Annotated in this window: 17 protein-coding genes; 3 read left to right on the top strand and 14 right to left on the bottom strand. The window is 65.1% G+C overall.

The features are described from left to right. Positions 1 to 224 precede the first annotated feature (224 nt). The 9 genes from FJ471_RS22460 to FJ471_RS22500 all read right to left on the bottom strand — a co-directional run bounded on the left by FJ471_RS22460 (position 225) and on the right by FJ471_RS22500 (position 9338). Positions 225 to 1619: a glutamine synthetase family protein gene (locus FJ471_RS22460; RefSeq protein WP_140806931.1), complete on the bottom strand. Its 1395-nt coding sequence runs from the start codon at positions 1617 to 1619 to the stop codon at positions 225 to 227. Between the two features lie 29 nt (positions 1620 to 1648). Then, the gene (locus tag FJ471_RS22465; protein ID WP_246684791.1) at positions 1649 to 2746 is read right to left on the bottom strand and encodes a branched-chain amino acid ABC transporter permease; all 1098 of its coding nucleotides are present in this window, start codon (positions 2744 to 2746) and stop codon (positions 1649 to 1651) included. A gap of 16 nt (positions 2747 to 2762) precedes the next feature. After that, positions 2763 to 3662 (bottom strand): branched-chain amino acid ABC transporter permease, encoded by a 900-nt coding sequence (locus FJ471_RS22470; protein ID WP_140806932.1) that lies wholly within the window; start codon positions 3660 to 3662, stop codon positions 2763 to 2765. Positions 3663 to 3670: 8 nt separating this feature from the next. Continuing rightward, a complete protein-coding gene (locus FJ471_RS22475; protein ID WP_140806933.1) occupies positions 3671 to 4375 on the bottom strand; it encodes an ABC transporter ATP-binding protein in 705 nt (234 codons plus the stop codon). Between the two features lie 17 nt (positions 4376 to 4392). Next, complete coding sequence (locus tag FJ471_RS22480; protein WP_181179650.1) at positions 4393 to 5547, bottom strand: ABC transporter substrate-binding protein; 1155 nt, start codon at positions 5545 to 5547, stop codon at positions 4393 to 4395. A gap of 43 nt (positions 5548 to 5590) precedes the next feature. Continuing rightward, entirely contained in the window at positions 5591 to 6316 is a 726-nt protein-coding gene (locus tag FJ471_RS22485) for an ABC transporter ATP-binding protein (RefSeq protein WP_140806935.1), read from the bottom strand. 139 nt (positions 6317 to 6455) lie between these two features. Continuing rightward, the gene (locus tag FJ471_RS22490) at positions 6456 to 7040 is read right to left on the bottom strand and encodes an XRE family transcriptional regulator (RefSeq protein ID WP_140806936.1); all 585 of its coding nucleotides are present in this window, start codon (positions 7038 to 7040) and stop codon (positions 6456 to 6458) included. 71 nt (positions 7041 to 7111) lie between these two features. After that, complete coding sequence (locus tag FJ471_RS22495; protein WP_140806937.1) at positions 7112 to 7951, bottom strand: N-formylglutamate amidohydrolase; 840 nt, start codon at positions 7949 to 7951, stop codon at positions 7112 to 7114. After that, the gene (locus FJ471_RS22500; protein WP_140806938.1) at positions 7929 to 9338 is read right to left on the bottom strand and encodes an aldehyde dehydrogenase family protein; all 1410 of its coding nucleotides are present in this window, start codon (positions 9336 to 9338) and stop codon (positions 7929 to 7931) included. The genes FJ471_RS22495 and FJ471_RS22500 overlap by 23 nt, the downstream gene beginning before the upstream one ends. Positions 9339 to 9493: 155 nt before the next feature. On the opposite strand from FJ471_RS22500, the gene FJ471_RS22505 reads away from it, so the two are divergent. Continuing rightward, entirely contained in the window at positions 9494 to 10252 is a 759-nt protein-coding gene (locus tag FJ471_RS22505) for an SDR family oxidoreductase (RefSeq protein ID WP_140806939.1), read from the top strand. Between the two features lie 131 nt (positions 10253 to 10383). Here FJ471_RS22505 and FJ471_RS22510 read toward each other — a convergent pair whose 3' ends face one another. The 4 genes from FJ471_RS22510 to FJ471_RS22525 all read right to left on the bottom strand — a co-directional run bounded on the left by FJ471_RS22510 (position 10384) and on the right by FJ471_RS22525 (position 15973). Further along, complete coding sequence (locus tag FJ471_RS22510; RefSeq protein WP_140806940.1) at positions 10384 to 11076, bottom strand: TIGR02453 family protein; 693 nt, start codon at positions 11074 to 11076, stop codon at positions 10384 to 10386. Continuing rightward, positions 11076 to 13280: an NAD-dependent DNA ligase LigA gene (ligA, locus tag FJ471_RS22515; RefSeq protein ID WP_140806941.1), complete on the bottom strand. Its 2205-nt coding sequence runs from the start codon at positions 13278 to 13280 to the stop codon at positions 11076 to 11078. Before ligA ends, FJ471_RS22510 begins: the two co-directional genes overlap by 1 nt. A gap of 141 nt (positions 13281 to 13421) precedes the next feature. Beyond that, complete coding sequence (gene recN, locus FJ471_RS22520) at positions 13422 to 15095, bottom strand: DNA repair protein RecN (RefSeq protein ID WP_140806942.1); 1674 nt, start codon at positions 15093 to 15095, stop codon at positions 13422 to 13424. 8 nt (positions 15096 to 15103) lie between these two features. After that, positions 15104 to 15973: an outer membrane protein assembly factor BamD gene (locus tag FJ471_RS22525; RefSeq protein WP_140806943.1), complete on the bottom strand. Its 870-nt coding sequence runs from the start codon at positions 15971 to 15973 to the stop codon at positions 15104 to 15106. A 251-nt stretch (positions 15974 to 16224) separates the two neighbouring features. Between FJ471_RS22525 and FJ471_RS35585 the strand changes: the two genes are divergently transcribed. Both FJ471_RS35585 and FJ471_RS35590 read left to right on the top strand, forming a co-directional pair. After that, complete coding sequence (locus FJ471_RS35585) at positions 16225 to 16599, top strand: GNAT family N-acetyltransferase (RefSeq protein ID WP_181179652.1); 375 nt, start codon at positions 16225 to 16227, stop codon at positions 16597 to 16599. Positions 16600 to 16607: 8 nt separating this feature from the next. Continuing rightward, on the top strand, positions 16608 to 16886 hold the full coding sequence (locus FJ471_RS35590; protein ID WP_181179653.1) for a GNAT family protein: 279 nt from the start codon (positions 16608 to 16610) through the stop codon (positions 16884 to 16886). On the opposite strand, the gene lpxC is transcribed toward FJ471_RS35590, so the two are convergent. Beyond that, a partial coding sequence (gene lpxC / locus FJ471_RS22535) for a UDP-3-O-acyl-N-acetylglucosamine deacetylase (protein ID WP_140806944.1) occupies positions 16865 to 17615 on the bottom strand: 751 nt, incomplete at its 5' end. The two genes, FJ471_RS35590 and lpxC, sit on opposite strands and share 22 nt — an antisense overlap.

Below are 17615 nucleotides of genomic sequence, written 5' to 3' on the forward strand. Positions count from 1 at the left end.
AAGCCGCTCCTAATGCATGTCGCTCAGAAGCGTGCAGCGGTTCTGGGACAACGACATGCATCAACAAAAAGACTTAAAGCGCGTCGCCTGGATTCGTTTCAGCGCGACGCGCTTCAAGAGCGGCCTGATTTAGGGAGCGTCGTCTCGCTTGTCACCCCAATTCGCTTGACCCAGCGATCAGCGGAACTGATCGCCGGGTTGCAAAGCGCCGAAGGTCTGCTGGCTCAGCTGACGAAATAGCGCTGCCATTCGAAGTCGGTGATATGCGAGGCCTGCCAGGCATCGAAGGCTGCCTGCTCGGCGCGGCGGCTTTCGGCGTAGTTGTCGCGGAATGCTTCGCCGAAAGCCTCGGCGCAGAAATCGGATGCGGCAAAGGCTTCGATGGATGCGTTCAGCGTGCGCGGCAGCTTCGGCTTGTCGAGATGGGCAAGGTTGGACGTCACCGGCGCCTCGAGCGGCAAATCCTTCTCGATGCCTTCGCAGCCGGCCGCCAGGATCGCGGCGATCGACAGATAGGGATTGACGTCGGCGCCCGGCGCCCGGTGCTCGAACCGGCAGGCGGCGTCGTTCGGCGTGGTGATGGCGCGGATCGGCGCGGTTCGATTTTCGAAACCCCAGGCGACGTCTTCCGGCGACCACGCGCCGCGATCGAAGCGGCGGTACGAATTGACCGTCGGCCGAAAGAAGATATGCGTCTCCTGCATGCGATTGAGCACGCCGGCGAGGAATTTTTCCGCGACCGGCGTCAGCCGGTTCGGGCCGGCGGCGAAGGCAGGCTTGCCGTCGCGCCACAGGCTGACATGGTGATGCGCGCCGCAGGCGCTTTCCTTGCCGGGCGGCTGGAAGCGCGTCATGAAGGTGGCGACCAGTCCGTGCTCGGCGCACAGCTCGCGCAGATGCAGCTTGGCGCGCATGGCTGCATCCGCCGCGGCGAGAGCGCTCTTCGGCGTCAGCGCATATTCATACATGCCGTAGCCATATTCGGTCACCAGCGAGGCGACGCCGATGTCGATGCTCTTCATGCGCGTGATGAACTCGGCGGCGAAATCCTGGTACTCGCCGCTGCGCACCAAGTCGTAGTTGATCAGCGAATGGCCCCACGGCTTCAGCTCGCGATAGCGGCCGGCGCGCATCAGATCGTGGTCGGCGTGGAAGATGCCGAACTCGTATTCGAGCGCGAATTTCGGCTCATAGCCGAGCGCCCTGGCGCGCTCCTCGACGCGCGCCAGCACGCCGCGCGGATCATACGGACAGACCGCGCCGTCGAGCATGTAGGAGCGCGTGATGGCCGAGGCGAACTTAGGCTTCCAGCCATGCTGCACGACCGTGTCCGGATCGATGACGCCCTTGATGTTGGGAAAGCCGTTCTCCTCATTGGCGCTCGGCGAAGCGAAGGCCACGTCCCCCATCGGCTGCCCGTCGCCATGCGTGACGCAATAGAGAATGGCGTTGATCGCCTCGCCATAGGTGGAAAGCTTCAGCGGCGTGATCTTGGAGCGCACGACGCCCGACGTGTCGACCGTATGCACCTCGACGAACTCGACGCCGCGCTTTGCAAGCTCTGCCTGCAGCGCCTCGAGCTTCGGCGCATACGCCGCCACCCTCTCCTCAAATTCCACGTTCAACCCTCCACCAGGAAATGACTGAGCTATTTGGCGTTGCGACGCAACAGAAGCGAGACCAGCTCGTCTAGCTCATGCCGGCCGCTGATGCCGCTTGGCCGGAACGCCATGCAAAGCACGATGACCACGCCGAGCGCCACGCCCGACAGGCCGAGCAGTTGCGGCATCTGGATACCCACGACGGTCACGCCGGACTCGATGCTGCGGATGAATTCCAGCCCGATCGAAAGCACGATGACGCCGGTGACGGCCCCTGTCACCGTCGCCATGCCGCCGAGGATCAGCATCGCCAGCGTGTTGAAGATCATCTGGAAATAGAAAAGCTTCGGGCTGATCGTGCCGGCGAAATAGGCGAAGAGCACGCCGGCGAGCCCGCAGATCAGCGCCGACAGCACCCACGACATCAGCCGCAGTTTCTTGGCGTCGATGCCGAGTGCTGCCGCCGCCTGCGGGCTCTGCGCGCTGGCGCGCAGCTGCAGGCCCCAACGGCTGTCCTTGAACAGCCGCGCCAGAACGATCGCCAGCACCGCGAAGACCAGCATCCATGGCAGGCCGACCACTTTCGGAATGCCGAAGAAAGCCTGGTTGCCCTTGAACAGGTCGGTCCAGTTGAGGAATACCGAGTGGACGATGATCAGCAGCGCCAGGCTGACGATGGTCGCCGCTACCCCCGACAGCCGGCTGATCACCTTGCCGCTGACCAGCGCCACGATGCCGACGACAGCGAGCGCGATGATCGCGGACGAAACCGGATCGAGCTCCAGCGTCGCAAAACCGAAAGGCGCGTTGGGGATCGACAGCTTCTTCATGGCAAGCGGCGTCGACAGGATGGCGACGCCATAGGCGCCCAGCCCGACAAAGGCGCTGTGGCCGAGATTGGCGATGTTGGAATTGCCCATGAACACCTGCAGCCCGACCACCACGATCAGGTTCACGAAGGCGCCGAGCGCCAGGAAGGTGTAGTAGGTCGGCGCGAAGTTCAGCACCAGGAGCCCGATCACCAGCACCGGCAGCGCCGTGACCAGCCCGCCGATCAGCGAGCGGACAAGCGCATTGCTGGATCGCTTTGCGCCAGTCGGAGCCGCCATCTGGTCGACCGCTTGCGAGAGTTCGGAGCCTGTCACGTCAGATCTCCCCGCCCTAAATCTCTTTATCGCCGAGTTCGATGCGCTGGCCGAGCAGGCCTTCCGGCCGGTAGACGAGCAGCGCGACGATGATGGCGTAGGTAAGCGCATCCCTGAAGCCCGCATATTCCTGCGGCAGGGCGACGAGCAGGCCGACTTCGATGAAACCGAGCAGCATGCCGCCGACAGCGGCACCGGGCAGCGAGCCGAAGCCGCCGATGACGCAGGCGACGAAGGCCTTCAGCACCAGGCCGAAGCCGAGATCGGGCGAGACGCTGCCGCGCCGCGCCAGGATGAAGACGGCGGCGATGCCCGCCAAGGCGCCTGAAATCGCAAAGGCCGTGGCAATCACCCGGTTGGCCTTGATCCCCATCAGCCGCACCGTTGCGAAGTCGCGCGAGGCGGCGCGGATGGCCAGCCCAAGCGTCGAGCGGTTGAGGAACAGCACCAGGGCAAGGATGGTCAGGCCCGAGACGATCAGTTCCATCACCTGCAGCGAGGAGACGGCGAACGGGCCGAAGAACCACATCTGGTTCAAGCCATTGAGGATCGAGACCGACTGCGGCTTGGGCGAGATCAAAAGCATGAAAAGGTTCTGCACCACGATCGACACGCCGAAGGCGGTGAGCAGGCCGGTCGTGGTCGGCGCGTAGCGCACCGGACGGAAGGCGACGCGCTCGAACACGACCGCCGCCAGCGCCGCCATGCCGACGGCAAGCAGCACCGCGACGAAGGGCGAGGTCAGCCCGAGCGCGGCAGCCAGGAATACGCTGTAGGCCGAGACGCCGATGATTTCGCCATGCGCGAAATTCACCAGGCCCATGATCGAGAAGACGACGGCGAGCCCGAGCGCCACCAGCGAATATTCGGCGCCGAAGGCGAGCGCGTTGAGAAGCTGCTGCAGAGCATAGTCCATCTCGCCGCCTACCCGCCGATATAGAGGTTGAACAGGCCGTGCTCGTCGGCGAGCTTGGCCGGCGGTCCGTCATAGCGCAGCGTGCCCGAGCTCACGACATAGACGCGGTCGGCGAAGCGCAGCGCCTGCTTGGCGTTCTGCTCGACCACCAGCAGCGTCAGCCCTTGCGCCTTCAGCTCGCCGATGAAATCGAAGATGCGCGCCACGATCTTGGGCGCCAGCCCGAGCGACGGCTCGTCGAGCAGCAGAAGCTTCGGCCGCGACATCAGCGAGCGGGCGATTGCCAGCATCTGCTGTTCGCCGCCCGAAAGCGTTCCGGCCGCCTGGCCGAAGCGTTCTGAAAGCACCGGAAACAGCGACAGGAACCGTTCGATGTCCTGGCGCACCCCGGCGGGATCGCGTCTTGTCGCGGCCCCCAGCCGCAGGTTTTCGCCGACGCTGAGATTGGAAAAAATATGCCGGCCTTCCGGCGTCGAGGTCAGTCCGGCGCGGATGCGATCCTCGGTGCGGACATGCGAAATATTCTTGCCGTTGAGCACGATGCGCCCCGAAGCCGGCGTTACCAGGCCGGTCAGCGCATTGATGGTCGAGCTCTTGCCGGCGCCGTTGGGCCCGAGCAGGGCGACAAGCTCGCCCTGCCCGACCTCGAGCGACAATTCGCGCACCGCCGTGACGGCGCCGTAGCGCACGACAAGCTTCTCGACCTTCAGCACCTGGTCCCCGCCCCGCCTTAGTTCAACGCCGGAACGAAGGTCGGCGGCGTGTCGGTGATCAGTACCCGCTTGCCGTCGGCAAAGCCCATCACCGGCACAGCCTTCACCGGATAACCCTTCTTCTCGGCGAAGGAGATCGTCGGCGCCGTCGTGCCTGGATAGCCGCCCGGTGCCCGGATCGCCTCGCGCAAGGCTGCGGGGTCGACGGTGCCGGCCTTCTTCGCCGCTTCGTAGCTGATCTGCACCATGTCGGCGCCGAGCGCGTCGAAGATGCCGTTGATCTTGTAGCCGTCGGCCTTGCACTGGGCGAGGAATTTGTCGATCGGGCCGTCGACGCCCGTCGCGCCATGGGTCGCGAACATCACCTTGTCCAGCGATTTCGGATCGCCGACGGTGCCTTCCAGCGACTTGTCGTCGAAGGCGTCGCAGCCGGCCACCCAGCCGTCATAGCCATTGGCGCGCAGCTGGCGGATGAGGATGCCGACATCCGGCAGCACGGCGCAGATATGAATCGCGTCCGGCTTATGCGGCAGCGCCTTGATCGAGGCGATCTGCGGCGACCAGTCGGTGGTGCCGTAGGAATAATTGAACTTGCCGACCACCTTGCCGCCGAGATGCTCGAACACCTCACCGAACCATTCGGGCAGCTTTTCCGAATAGGAACCGGCGTCGGGCGACACCATCAGCGCGACAGTCCGCGCACCCTTGCCGTAAAGCGCGTTGGCGGTGGCCGAGGCGTTGATCGGATCGGGCACGGCGCCGGCGATGAAATTGTCGAGGCCGGCCTGCTGCATCTCGAGCTGCGTGTTCGGTGCCGAGAACACGGTGGCGCCGTAAGGCTGCGCGGTCTGCGCCATCGGGATCAGCGCATCGGGGAACGGCACGCCGGTGATGATCTGCGCGCCGGCATCGAGGAATTTCTGGCCGAGCGAAACCGAAAGCTGCGGGTCGGAGCGGTTGTCCTCTATCATCAGCTCGACCTTGGGATCGTTCGCGCCCGCCGCCTTGTTCAGTCTGTCGGCCATGCAGCGCGCGCCCTCGGCCTCGCTGTAGGGCGCGTAGGCGCCGGTCATGGCGACCGCGAGCCCGATCTTGAGATCGGCGGCGCCAGCATGACCTGCCTGCAGCAGGCCGGCGGTCAGCACCGCGGCTCCCAGCAAAATCTTTTCCATTCTACCCCTCCTTCCTCTCGTTGTGGTTGTTCTTCCCGGGCCCTCAGGCTGTCTCCGACTGCCCGACATAGACCTCGATGACGCGCGGATCGCGCCACACTTCTTCCGTCTCGCCCGAAGCGATCACCTGGCCCTGGTCCATCACGCAAAGCCGGTCGCAGAGCCGGTTGATGAAGCGCAGGTCGTGGTCGATGACGATGGTGGCGCAGCCGACGTCGCGGCGGATGCCTTCGATCGCCATCGCCAGCGTCTCCGACTCGACCTCGTTGAGGCCGGCCGCCGGCTCGTCGAGCAGCAACAGCGACGGCGCCAGCGCCAGCGCGCGGGCGATCTCGAGCCGGCGCTGGCTGCCATAAGGCAGCGTGCCGGCCGGGCTGTCGGCGAAGCCCGCCAGCCCGTATTGCTGCAGCAGCTGATCGACGCCGATCCGACCGGCGGCGTCGGGGCGCACGGCGCGGCAGGTGATATGCGCCACCTCGACGTTCTGGCGTACAGTCAAATCCTTGAACAGCTTGATGGTCTGGAAGGTGCGGCCGACCCCTGCCCGCGCGCAATGCTCCGGGCCGCGGCCGGTGATCTCCTCGCCCGCCAGGCGCACGCTGCCGCTGTCCGGTTTGAGCACGCCCGAAATGGCGTTGACGAGGGTCGACTTGCCGGCGCCGTTCGGACCGATGAGGCCGAGAATCTCGCCGGCCTCGCAGGTCAGCGAGGCGTTGCGCAACGCCTGCACGCCGCCGAATGTCTTGCTGACTGCCTCAACCGACAGCATCGGTCATCTCTCCCATTCCCGGCCGCTGGCTGTTCTCCTGTCGGCCGGTCAAAAGGATGCTAGTCCCCCGACTTTTCCAGAACAAGTATTTTTTTCCATTTTAGAAAAATTCTTGAGCGGAAAGGCCTGGACCCGTCGATCAGGCGCCTGCCCGCGGCGGCAACCCGTCGCGCGGCACGGTGTTCGACATCAGCATGATGACGGGCTCGTCGCCGAGCGCGACATAGGCGTGCTGCATTTCGCCGTCGAACAGAATGCTGTCGCCAGGCTGCAACACGGTCGGGTCGTAATGGAGCGTGTGGAGCTGCAGGCTGCCGCTCAGCACGTGGATGAACTCCTCACCCGAATGGCTGCGCCAGCCGCCGTTTTCCTCGAAGTTCCTGGCGTGCAGCGTGACGCGCCAGAAAATGTTGGTCTTGTCGCGGAAATCGCTGCACAAGACCTCGAATTCCATGGCATTGCCTTCGTGCAGGATGCCGCTGCCGGCGCGCGTGATCGAGCGCCGCGCCTGCGGTCCGGGCTTCGGGCTGAACAGGAACGAGGCCACCGGCACGTGCAGCACGCCGGCGATCATCAGCGCGATGTCGACCGTCAGCCTGGCTTTGCCGTTCTCCAGCTTCGACAGTTGCGAGACGGAAAGGCCGGAGCGCTCGCTGAGGTCGCGCAAGGTGATGTTTTGCTGCTTGCGCGCGTCGCGGATCTTGCTGCCCACATTGCCTTGCATCGTCCACGCCCATGGCTGTCGTGTTTCCAATTCGACAAGCTCTAGCGTTCCGCTATTTGAGCGTCCAGCCTTTAGACGGCTACGGCTGATTGCGGCCATAAGGATATCGCGACGGTGGCAAAGGCAGCCTCCAAGATGCGGCTGATGCGTTCGAATGTTTCCGGATTGGCCAGGAGATCGTTGCGGACCTCGAGGTAGAGGCAGGGCCGGCCCTGTTGCAGCCCATGCCGGTTCAGCGTGTAACCGACAGCCTGGCGCCAGTCGTAAGGTTCGTTGTCGCCGATCCTGAAGCCTGCGTCCGCGCCCTGGGTCCTGAGCGTTTTCAGCACCGCGGTGACGAAGGGCGACTGGTCCCGCCACAGCACGCCGATATCGACATTGCGCTGCACCCCGCCCATCACCGGCGTGAAGGAATGCACCGAGATCAGCGCCCGCCTGCCGGCGGTCGCTTCGATGATCGCCCGCTCGACCGGCGCCCAGGCGACAAGCTTGCGCAGCCGCAAATCCGCGGCATCGACCGCCAGATTGCCCGGCACCGGAATGCCGCCGAGGTCCGGCCGCATGAAGTCCCATTCCTCGGCCGGTCGGTTGTAGTCGAGGAACAGCCGAGAATAGCGCGCGATCACCGCCGGCGCCCGCAACGTTTGCGAGAGCCGCCGCGTCAGCGCATCGACACCAATATCGACCGCGAAATGGGTGCCGAGATAAGGCTCTGCCAGGCCAAGGTCGCGCCACGCCGCCGGCACGGCGTTGCCGGCATGCTCGGCGATCAAGAGATAGGGGCTGGCCGCTTCCGGCAGCAGCCGTTCCACCCCGGCCGCGGCAAGCGCCGCGACCGCCGCATCGCCAAGCTTTTCAAGGTCCCGCACGGTCGGATGCCGCTGACGGTCAGGCGATGACGGAGCGGACATGGTACGCCTTCGCCGCCGTCGCCTCGATCAGGCCGGCGCGTCCGTTGGTGCGCCCGAGACCGGAGTTCTTGATGCCACCCCACGGCAGATAGAGGTCGGCATGGTCGCAACGGTTGAGATAGACCGTGCCGGCCTCGACCTCGTCGAGCAAGGTCACGCCGCGCTCGACATCGCGCGTCCAGATCGAGGCGCTGAGGCCATAGTCGCTGTCGTTCATCAGCCGGATCGCCTCGTCGTCACCGCTCACTGCCTGGACGCAGGCCACCGGCCCGAACAGCTCGTCGCGCATGATCTGCATGGTATGATCCACGCCGGTCAGCACTTCAGGCGCGACATAGGCGGTCCCGAGCTTTGCCGCCTTGAGCGTACCATCCTGCGGCATCAGCCGCTTCGCCCCTGCCCGCACCGCGCTTTCGGTAAGGCCGCGAATGGTGTCCGCGGCAACCGCGCGCACCACCGGACCGACCATCGGCCTTTCGCCGATCGGGTGGCCGATGGACCATTTCGCCGTCTCGGCGACCAGCGCCTCGACGAAACGATCATGGATCGAGCGGTCGACATAGATGCGCTCGACCGAGCAGCAGGACTGGCCGGCATTGGAATAGCTGCCCTCGGCGATCAGCAGAACCGCCGCTTCGAGGTCGGCATCTGCACGCATATAGGTCGGATCCTTGCCGCCGAGCTCCAGATGCACCTGGGTGAAGGTGCCGGCCGCCGCCGCATGCACGCGCCGGCCGCCATTGACCGAGCCGATGAAATTGACGGCGTTGAAGACGCTCGACGCGATCAGCCGCTCGGCGTCCGCATGGTCGAGATGCAAGCTCTGGAAGACGCCTTCCGGTCCGCCGGCGGCGCGAAAAGCCTCCTCGGCGAGCTCGGCGATCAGCGGGGTCTGCGGCGAATGCTTGAAGATCACCACATTGCCCGCGGCAAGCGGCGACGTGACCAGATAGCCGAGCATGGCGGTCGGGTAGTTCCAGGCGCAGATCGACAGATGCAGGCCGCCGGCCACCGGCCTGGCGTAGCGGCGGATGTTTTCATCCGAAGGGTAAGCCATGTCGGCCAGCGTCTCGGGGGCGGCGCCTGCAAGCAGCTCGCCGATCAGCGCCAGGCGCGGCGTCTCGTCGGCCTGCCATAGCGGCCTGCCGATCTGCCATGCCACCGCCTCGGCCAGCGGGGCGGCGCGCGCCTTCATCTCCTCGCCGAAGCGCAGAAGGATCGCCAGGCGCTCGGCCAGCGGCATGCGCCGCCAGCCCGGCAGCGCCGCGCGGGCCCGGGCAACAGTCGCCTCGATCGTCGGGCCGTCCGCATAGCTGCGCGTGGCGTAGATCGTGCCGTCGACAGGAGAGGTCACCGAAAATGTCCGCGTGCCGGAATGCAGGTTCATGGTCTTGGAATCCACCCATAGGAAGCTGTCGATCGCGGCACGATATCGCGATTTTCCATTTTGGCAAATTTTTTCGAATACGGCTTGATGGTTTTTTTGTCCGCCCCTATTGTCCCGCTATCGCGCCTTGGCGCCAACACCAAGAGGGGTGACGGATGGTCGTCTTTGATTTCACCGGCAGGCATGCGGTCGTGGCTGGTGCCGGCGGCGGCATGGGCGAGGCCATCGCGCTTGCGCTGCTCGATGCAGGCGCCTCCATCACCGCCATCGACGTCAAGGCGCGTCCGGCCTCGCTGGCCGGATATGACGACCGGCTGACCTTCGCCCAGGGCGATCTTACCGACGCCGCCTTCGTCGAAGAGGTCATCGGCACTGCCGGCCGCGAGCGCGGCGGCATCGACTATCTGGCCAATGTCGCCGGCGTTCTGTGGTTCGGTCGCGACAGGTCGGCGCTCGACATGGATCTCGGCGTCTGGGATGACGTCTTCAACATCAACCTGAAATCCTTCGTGCACACGGCGCGCGCGGTCGTCCCCCATATGCGCGCCGGCGGGCGCGGCGGCGCCATGGTGCATTTCTCGACCATCCAGTGGTATCGCGGCGACCCCAACCCGCAGGACGCCTATCAGGCCTCAAAAGCCGGCGTGTGCGCGCTGTCCAAGTCGCTAGCCATGCAGCTTGCGGGCGAGCGCATCCGTTCGAACGCGATCTGCCCCGGCATGGCGCTGACACCGTTGCAGGCGCGCTGGGACACCGAGGAGAAACGCGCCGCCGTGGCGAGTTACGCGCCTCTCGGCCGCATCGGCACGCCGCAGGACATGGCCAACGCCGCGCTCTTCCTGCTCTCTGACGCCGCGAGCTACATCACCGGCATCGAACTCGCTGTCGACGGCGGCCTCTTGATGCGGATGTGAGCGGCTGGCGACCGCCGAACGGCGGCGTCAACACATGTCTCCCGAAAGTGGGAACCGGTTTCGGGATAAAGACATGCGTAAAATCAAGAACCTAAAGCGCATGGAGCGAATCTGAAAGATCGCGACGCGCTTTAGGCCGCCACGGCCGTCCCCTGGATCGCCCTGCCCCAGTCGAGCAACGGCTTGGCGCCAAGCGTGAACCGGACGAGATCGTCGACCAGCGCCGGCGAATGGATCGTCGCCGGATCGATGTCGTGCCGGACCACGAAATGCCGGTTGCGCACCGCTTGCGCAAGATCCTCGTCGCCGACGTCCTCGAAGCCGCGCGGCGCGCGCTTGAGGCGATCCTCCGCATCAAGCTCGAGGCCCGCCTTCTTGAGTGAAGTGACCATGGCGCGGAACGCGGCCGGCTTGGTCACGATCGCCTTGCGCATGGCCTGCAGCAGCTCCGGCGCCGGCTGCCACCATGCAACGCCGGCGAAGCAACGCTCCAGTCCGATATGCACATAGAAGACGCCTTGCGACATCTTGCTGCCGTCTGGCGACAGGATCGCCGACAGGTGCCGGTTGTAGGGCCGCTTGTCCTTGGCGAAGCGCACGTCGCGATTGATGCGGAACAGCGATCTCTTGCGATCGCCGCGCAGACCGAGCTTCGCCGCCTCGAATCGCTCTGTGAGCGTCTCGACCAGATCGCAGAGCGGCCCATGCAGCTCACTGTCGTAAAGGTCGCGATTCTCCTGGAACCATTCGCGGCTCTGGTGGAAGTCGAGCGCCTTGAAGAAAGGGATGGCTTTAGGCCCAAAACCCTTGAACTCGCCCGTCATCACGCCTTGCCGACCCGCTGCAGCCAGGTGTCCTCGTCGATGACTTCGACGCCGAGTTCACCGGCAAGTTTCAGTTTGGAACCCGCCCCTGGCCCGGCCACCAGCAGATCGGTCTTGGCCGACACCGAGCCCGCCACCTTGGCGCCGAGCCGTTCTGCCATTGCCTTGGCCTCGGACCGTGTCATCTTTTCCAGCGTGCCGGTGAAGACGATGGTCTTGCCCGCAACCTCGCTATCGGCCGAAACGGTGACGATATACGACTTCGGCTTGACCTGCTCGAGCAGCCTGTCGAGCACGTCATCGTTGCGTTCGTTGCCGAAGAAGTTGCGCAACGCATCGATGACGGTGTCACCGATGCCATTGATCGACGGGAACACGGTGTGGGGATTCTCCGCCTTTGCCGTTTCCTTGCCGATGCGAATCAGTTCCTCGATGGTCGAGAACTGGCGGGCAAGCACGGCGGCCGTCGTCTCGCCGATATGGCGGATGCCGAGCGCGAAGATGAAGCGGTCGAGCTCCGGCTCGCGCCGCGCGTCGATGGCCGCGAAGAGCTTGTCGAGGCCTTCATAGTTGCGATCCTCGACGCTGCGCACATTCTTGCGCGTCTTGCCCGAGGCTTCCTCGCGCAGCCGCGCCTGCTCCTCGCGCCGCTCGGCCAGCGCCTTGGTGACGGCTGGCCTTCGGTCCTTCAGCGTGAAGATGTCGGCCGCTGTCTTGACCAGCCCCGAATTGAAGAAGAGGTCGATGTTTTCCGCGCCGAGGCCCTCGATATCGAGCGCGCCGCGCGACACGAAGTGGCGCAGCCTTTCCACCGCCTGCGCGGCGCAGATCAGCTCGCCGGTGCAGCGGCGGCGTGAGTCTTCCTTACCCGTCTTCTCGTTGATCTCGCGCGTCGCCGGCGAGCCGCAGACCGGGCAGGTATGCGGGAATTCATAGGGAACCGCGCCGGCCGGCCGCTTGTCGATGACGACGCTGACGATCTGCGGGATGACGTCCCCTGCCCGCTGGATCACCACCGTGTCGCCTATCCGCACGTCGATGCCGTCGCGGATCGGCTGGCCGTTGCTGTCGAAGCCTTTGATATAGTCTTCATTGTGCAGCGTGACGTTTTCGACCACCACGCCGCCGACCGTGACCGGCGCCAGCCGCGCCACCGGCGCCAGCGTGCCGGTGCGGCCGACCTGGATGTCGATCTTCTCGACCGTCGTCATCGCCTGCTCGGCCGGGAATTTGTGGGCGACGGCCCAGCGCGGCTCGCCGGTCACGAAACCCCATCGGCGCTGCAGCTCGAGCTGGTCGACCTTGTAGACGACGCCGTCGATGTCGTAGCCGAGCGAGGAACGCCGTTCCTCGATCTGGTGATACTGCGCGATCAGGTCCTCGATCGACTTCGCCCGCACCATCAGCGGGCTGACCTTGAACCCCCACTCGCCGAATTTCTGCACCGCCTCGAACTGCGTCGGCGCGGGGTCCGCCGTCGTGTAGCCCCAGGCATAGGCGAAGAATTTGAGGTTGCGGCTGGCGGTGACCGACGGGTCCTTCTGGCGCAGCGACCCTGCCGCCGTGTTGCGCGGATTGACGTAGTCCTGGCCGCCGACCGCCGCCGAACGCTGCTTCAGGGCCTCGAATTCGGCGTAGGTCATGTAGACCTCGCCGCGGATTTCGATCGTCTCCGGCCAGCCCGACCCCCTCAGCGCCTTCGGAATGTCGGCAATCGTCTTCAGATTGGCGGTGATGTCCTCGCCGACAGCGCCGTCACCGCGCGTCGCGCCCTGCACGAACACACCGTTCTCGTAGCGCAGCGAGGCCGACAGGCCGTCGATCTTCGGCTCGGCGGTGAAGGCGATGTCGAGGTCCTTGTCACGGTCGAAGAAACGCCGGCCGCGTTCGATGAAATCGGCGACGTCCTGGTCGGTATAGGCCTTGGCGAGGCTGAGCATCGGCACGGCGTGGCGCACCTTGGCAAAACCTTCCGCCGGCGCGGCGCCAACCCTGAGCGACGGCGAATCCTCACGCACCAGCCCCGGGAACTGCTCCTCGATGGCAAGATTGCGCCGCCGCAGCGCGTCATATTCGGCATCGGTGATGGTCGGCGCGTCTTCCGTGTGATAGCGCCGGTCGTGCTCAGCAATCTCGGCCGCCAGCCGCTTCAGCTCATCAGCTGCTTCGCTTTCGCTCAGCGATTCGACTGGTTTTTCCGACATGCTGCGCGATCCTCAAAGTGTGGCAGGCCACTATAAATCAGGATTCGCCGACAGGGGGATGGCCTGTGGAAAAATCATTGGCCGACAGGAAGATACAGACATCTCCTGACTCTGCTTCCGAGGGGCCAAGGGGTCGAACTTCTAAGCGGCGGCCGTGTTCTCGCGCAACAGTCGATCCGCCGCCGCGCGAGCTTCGTCGGTGATGGTGGCGCCGGCCAGCATGCGGGCGATCTCTTCCTGGCGCGCGGCGCGGTCCATCTCGGCGATGCCGGTGGCGACGCGGTCCTTGCCGCCGGATTTCGAGATCAGGAAATGCGTCGCCGCGCGTGCCGCGACCTGCGGCGCATGCGTGACCGATAGCACCTGCACCCGCTTCGACAGCCGCGCCAGCCGCTGGCCGATGGCGTCGGCCACCGCGCCGCCGACACCGGTATCGATCTCGTCGAAGACCAGGGTCGGCGCCGAGCCGCGATCGGCAAGCGCCACCTTCAGCGCCAAAAGGAAGCGCGACAGCTCGCCGCCAGAGGCGACCTTCATCATCGGCCCAGGCCTGGTGCCCGGATTGGTGCGCACCCAGAATTCGACCTGGTCGATACCTTCTTCCATGCGGCTCTCGGCATCGCTTGCGATCTCGACGATGAACTCGGCCCGCTCGAGCTTCAGCGCCGGCAATTCGGCCATCACCGCCTTGGTCAGCCCCGCCGACGCTGCATGGCGCAGCGACGACAGCTGCGCGGCGGAAATATCGTAGGCCTCGCGCCCTGCGGCGGCCTGCTTTTCCAGCGCATGCAGCCGCTCCTCGCCGGCATCGAGGTCAGCAAGATCGGCCACCATCGTGTCGCGCAGCTTCGCCAGGTCGTCGACCGGCACATTGTGCTTGCGCGACGCGGCGCGCAGCGCAAACAACCGCTCTTCCGCCTTCTCCAGACGCTGCGGATCATATTCGGTGGCGCGCAGCGCAGCTTCGACGCCGGACTGCGCCGCATCGAGCGAGATCATCGCCTCGTCAAGCGACTTCACCACCTCGTCGAGCAGACCGGGCGCTTCGCTCGATTTGCGCTGCAACCGCCGCAACAGGCTGGCAAGCTGGGGCAAGGGCGAAGCCGGTCCCGACAGCACGTCCTGCGCGTCATGGATTTCGCCGGCGATCTTTTCGACGCGCATCATCTGCGCGCGCAAATCCGCAAGCTCCGTTTCCTCGCCCGGCGCCGGATCGAGCTTTGCGAGCTCGGCCACGGAAGCGCGCAGGTAATCGGCCTCGCGCGCCGCCGCCTCGACCTTGGCGCGATGCCGGGAAAGCTCCTGCTCGCAATTTCGCCAGTAGCGCCAAGCTTCGCCCGTGCCGCGCACGGCACCCAGATGGCCGCCGAAACTGTCCAGCAATTCGCGATGCGCGCCGGGATCGACCAGGGCACGTTCGTCATGCTGGCCGTGGATCTCGACCAGCGCCCGGCCGACCTCGCGCATCAGCGTGACGCTGGAGGGCTGATCGTTGACGAAGACGCGGGTGCGGCCGTCTGCCGTCTGCACGCGGCGCAGGATGACGTCGCCATCGTCCTCGATCTCGTTTTCGGCGAGCAGCGCGCGAGCCGGATGATTGCGCGGCACGTCGAACACCGCGATGACCTGGCCTTGCGCCGCGCCGTGGCGGACGAGCGAAGCATCGCCGCGCGCGCCGAGCGCCAGCGACAAGGCATCGAGCAGGATGGATTTGCCGGCGCCGGTCTCGCCGGTCAGCACCGAAAGCCCAGGCAGGAAGTCGATGTCCAGCTTCTCGATCAGGACGATATCGCGGATCGACAGTCTGGACAGCATCGCAAGCTTCAGGCGCCGGTGATCAGCTTCCCGGCCTTGGAGATCCATGACCCGGCATTTTCGCGCGGCTCAAGCCCGTTGCTCTGCAGGAGCTTGTAGGAATCCTTGTACCACGAGCTGTCAGGATAGTTGGTGCCGAGCACCGCTGCGGCCGTCTGCGCCTCCGAGGTCAGACCCATGGCATAGTAGGACTCGGTCAGGCGCGCGAGCGCCTCCTCGACATGGCGGGTGCTGGAATAGTTCTCGACCACGGTGCGGAAGCGCTTCACAGCGGCGATGTATTCGCGGCGCTCGAGATAGTAGCGGCCGATCTGCATCTCCTTGCCGGCGAGCTGGTCGTTGGCGAAGCGGATCTTGTCCTTGGCGTCGCCGACATATTCGGAGTTCGGCCAGCGCGTCACCAGATCCTGCATGGTCTGGATGGTCTGGCGGGCTTCCTTCTGGTCCTGGGTGACGTCCTTGATCTGCCGGTAATAGCAGAGCCCGATGATGTACTGCGCGTAAGCCGCATCGTCGGTCGAGGGATAAAGCGTCAGATAGCGCTTCGCGGTGCCGATCGCTTCGTCGTAATTGCCGCCGCGATAGTCGGCGAAAGCGCCCATCACCATCGATTTGCGGGCGAATTCCGAATAGGGATGCTGGCGGTCGACCGCGTCGAATTTCTTGCTCGCCTCGTCGAGGCGGCCGGCATTCATGTTGGCCAGGCCCTGGTTGTAGAGAACGTCGGCCGGTTCGGTCTGGTCGACATAGGTCGCCAGGTTGACATCCTTCTCGGAGGACATGCAGGCCGACAACACGAGCGCGGGAGCCACCACCGACAGCGCCAGCAAAGCACGTCGACGCGGCGTTGCCGATTGACCAACTCGCGAAAAAAACATGTTTGGATTCCGCCCCTTCGGCGTCGTTTCGGTCCGGGCCGAAGCCATAAACCATTATCCCCTTGCCCGGCAACGCTATGTCCGGCCAATCGCACATTTTTGTGGCGACCGCCGCGCGCTGCAAACAAGCCGCGATTTGGCGCCCCGGTGATGCAATATTACCACACAGCCTTGCCTCACATCAAACCGGCCGGCTGCGTCTTGCCACATCAGGCGAGATATTGCCCCGTCGATCGCAAAGGAACCGTTACATGTCCCAGGAAGTGGAAACACCGCGCCTGTTGCTGAAGCCCGTGATCCCGGCCGACCGGGATGATCTTTTCGCTCTGGAGCAGGATCCGGACGTGATGCGCTTTCTCAATGGCGGCGGGCCGACGCCGCCGGACGGCATCGATCCTTCTGTCGACTTCCTGATGCCGCGCGGCATCGAACTGGGCGTTTGGAGCGCCCGGGAGAAGGTATCCGGCGCGTTTGTCGGCTGGTTCTCGCTATACGATCGCGGCGATGGTTCGGCGGAATTAAAGCGCGTCGCGATCTTTCAGATTCGCTCCTTGCGCTTTAGGCTTTTGATTTTGCGCATGTCTTTGCCTCGAAACCGGTTCCCACTTTCGGGAGACATGCTTTAGGCTATCGCTTGCGGCGCGCGGTTTGGCGGCTCGGCTACGCCAGCGAAGGCGCGAGAGCGCTGGTCGAGTCCGGTTTCTCCCGCTTCGGTTTTGTCCGAATCATTGCCAGCACGATGGCCGTCAACAAGGCTTCGCGCCGTGTCCTGGAAAAGGCCGGGCTCACGCATGTCGGCACGTTCTATGTCGAAGAGCCCGACAGGCTGCCGGGGGCCGAGCACGGCGATGTGGAATACGAAATCCGGCGCGAAACCTGGGACGCGTCGGCTCAGATCACCCAGGGCGCGTAGACCGGCCGGCTGACGGCGATCATCTCGGCGACGCGGCCGCGCTCGCGGCGCCGGGTCTCGACGATCTCGAAGGCCGTGTGGTCGGAAAGCAGCCGGCGCAACGCCGAGGCGTTCATCCGGTGGCCGCCGCGATAGGAGCGGAAGCAGCCGATGAAGCGAGCGCCGGCCAGCGCCAGGTCGCCCATCGCATCGAGCGTCTTGTGGCGGGCGAACTCATTGGAATAGCGCAGCCCGCCGACATTGATGACGCGGTTGTCGTCGCCGATGACGAGCGAGTTTTCGAGCGACGAGCCGAGCGCGTAGCCTGCGGCCCAAAGCCTCTCGACGTCCTTCATGAAGCCGAAGGTCCGCGCCCGCGCGATGTCGCGGCGGAAGATGTCGGGATTGATGTCGGAAGCGAATTGCTGTCGACCGATCGCCGGGCTCTCGAAATCGATCTCGATCTCGAAGCGCGTGCCGTCATAGGGGCGGAACTCCGCCCAGGACGCGCCTGCTTCCACGCGCACCGGCTTGACGACGCGGATATAGCGACGCTTCACCGCCAGCGTCTCGATGCCCGCCTGGTCGATGGCTTCGACGAAGGCCATGGCGCTGCCGTCGAGAATGGGAACTTCCGACCCGTCGATCTCGACGATGAGGTTGTCGATGCCGAGGCCGAACACCGTGGCCATCAGATGCTCGACCGTGCCGATATGCTCGCCGGCCGGGTCGCCAAGCATGGTGCAGAGA

The organism is Mesorhizobium sp. B2-7-1, assembly GCF_006440735.1.
In the GTDB taxonomy this organism is placed as follows: Bacteria; Pseudomonadota; Alphaproteobacteria; order Rhizobiales; family Rhizobiaceae; genus Mesorhizobium.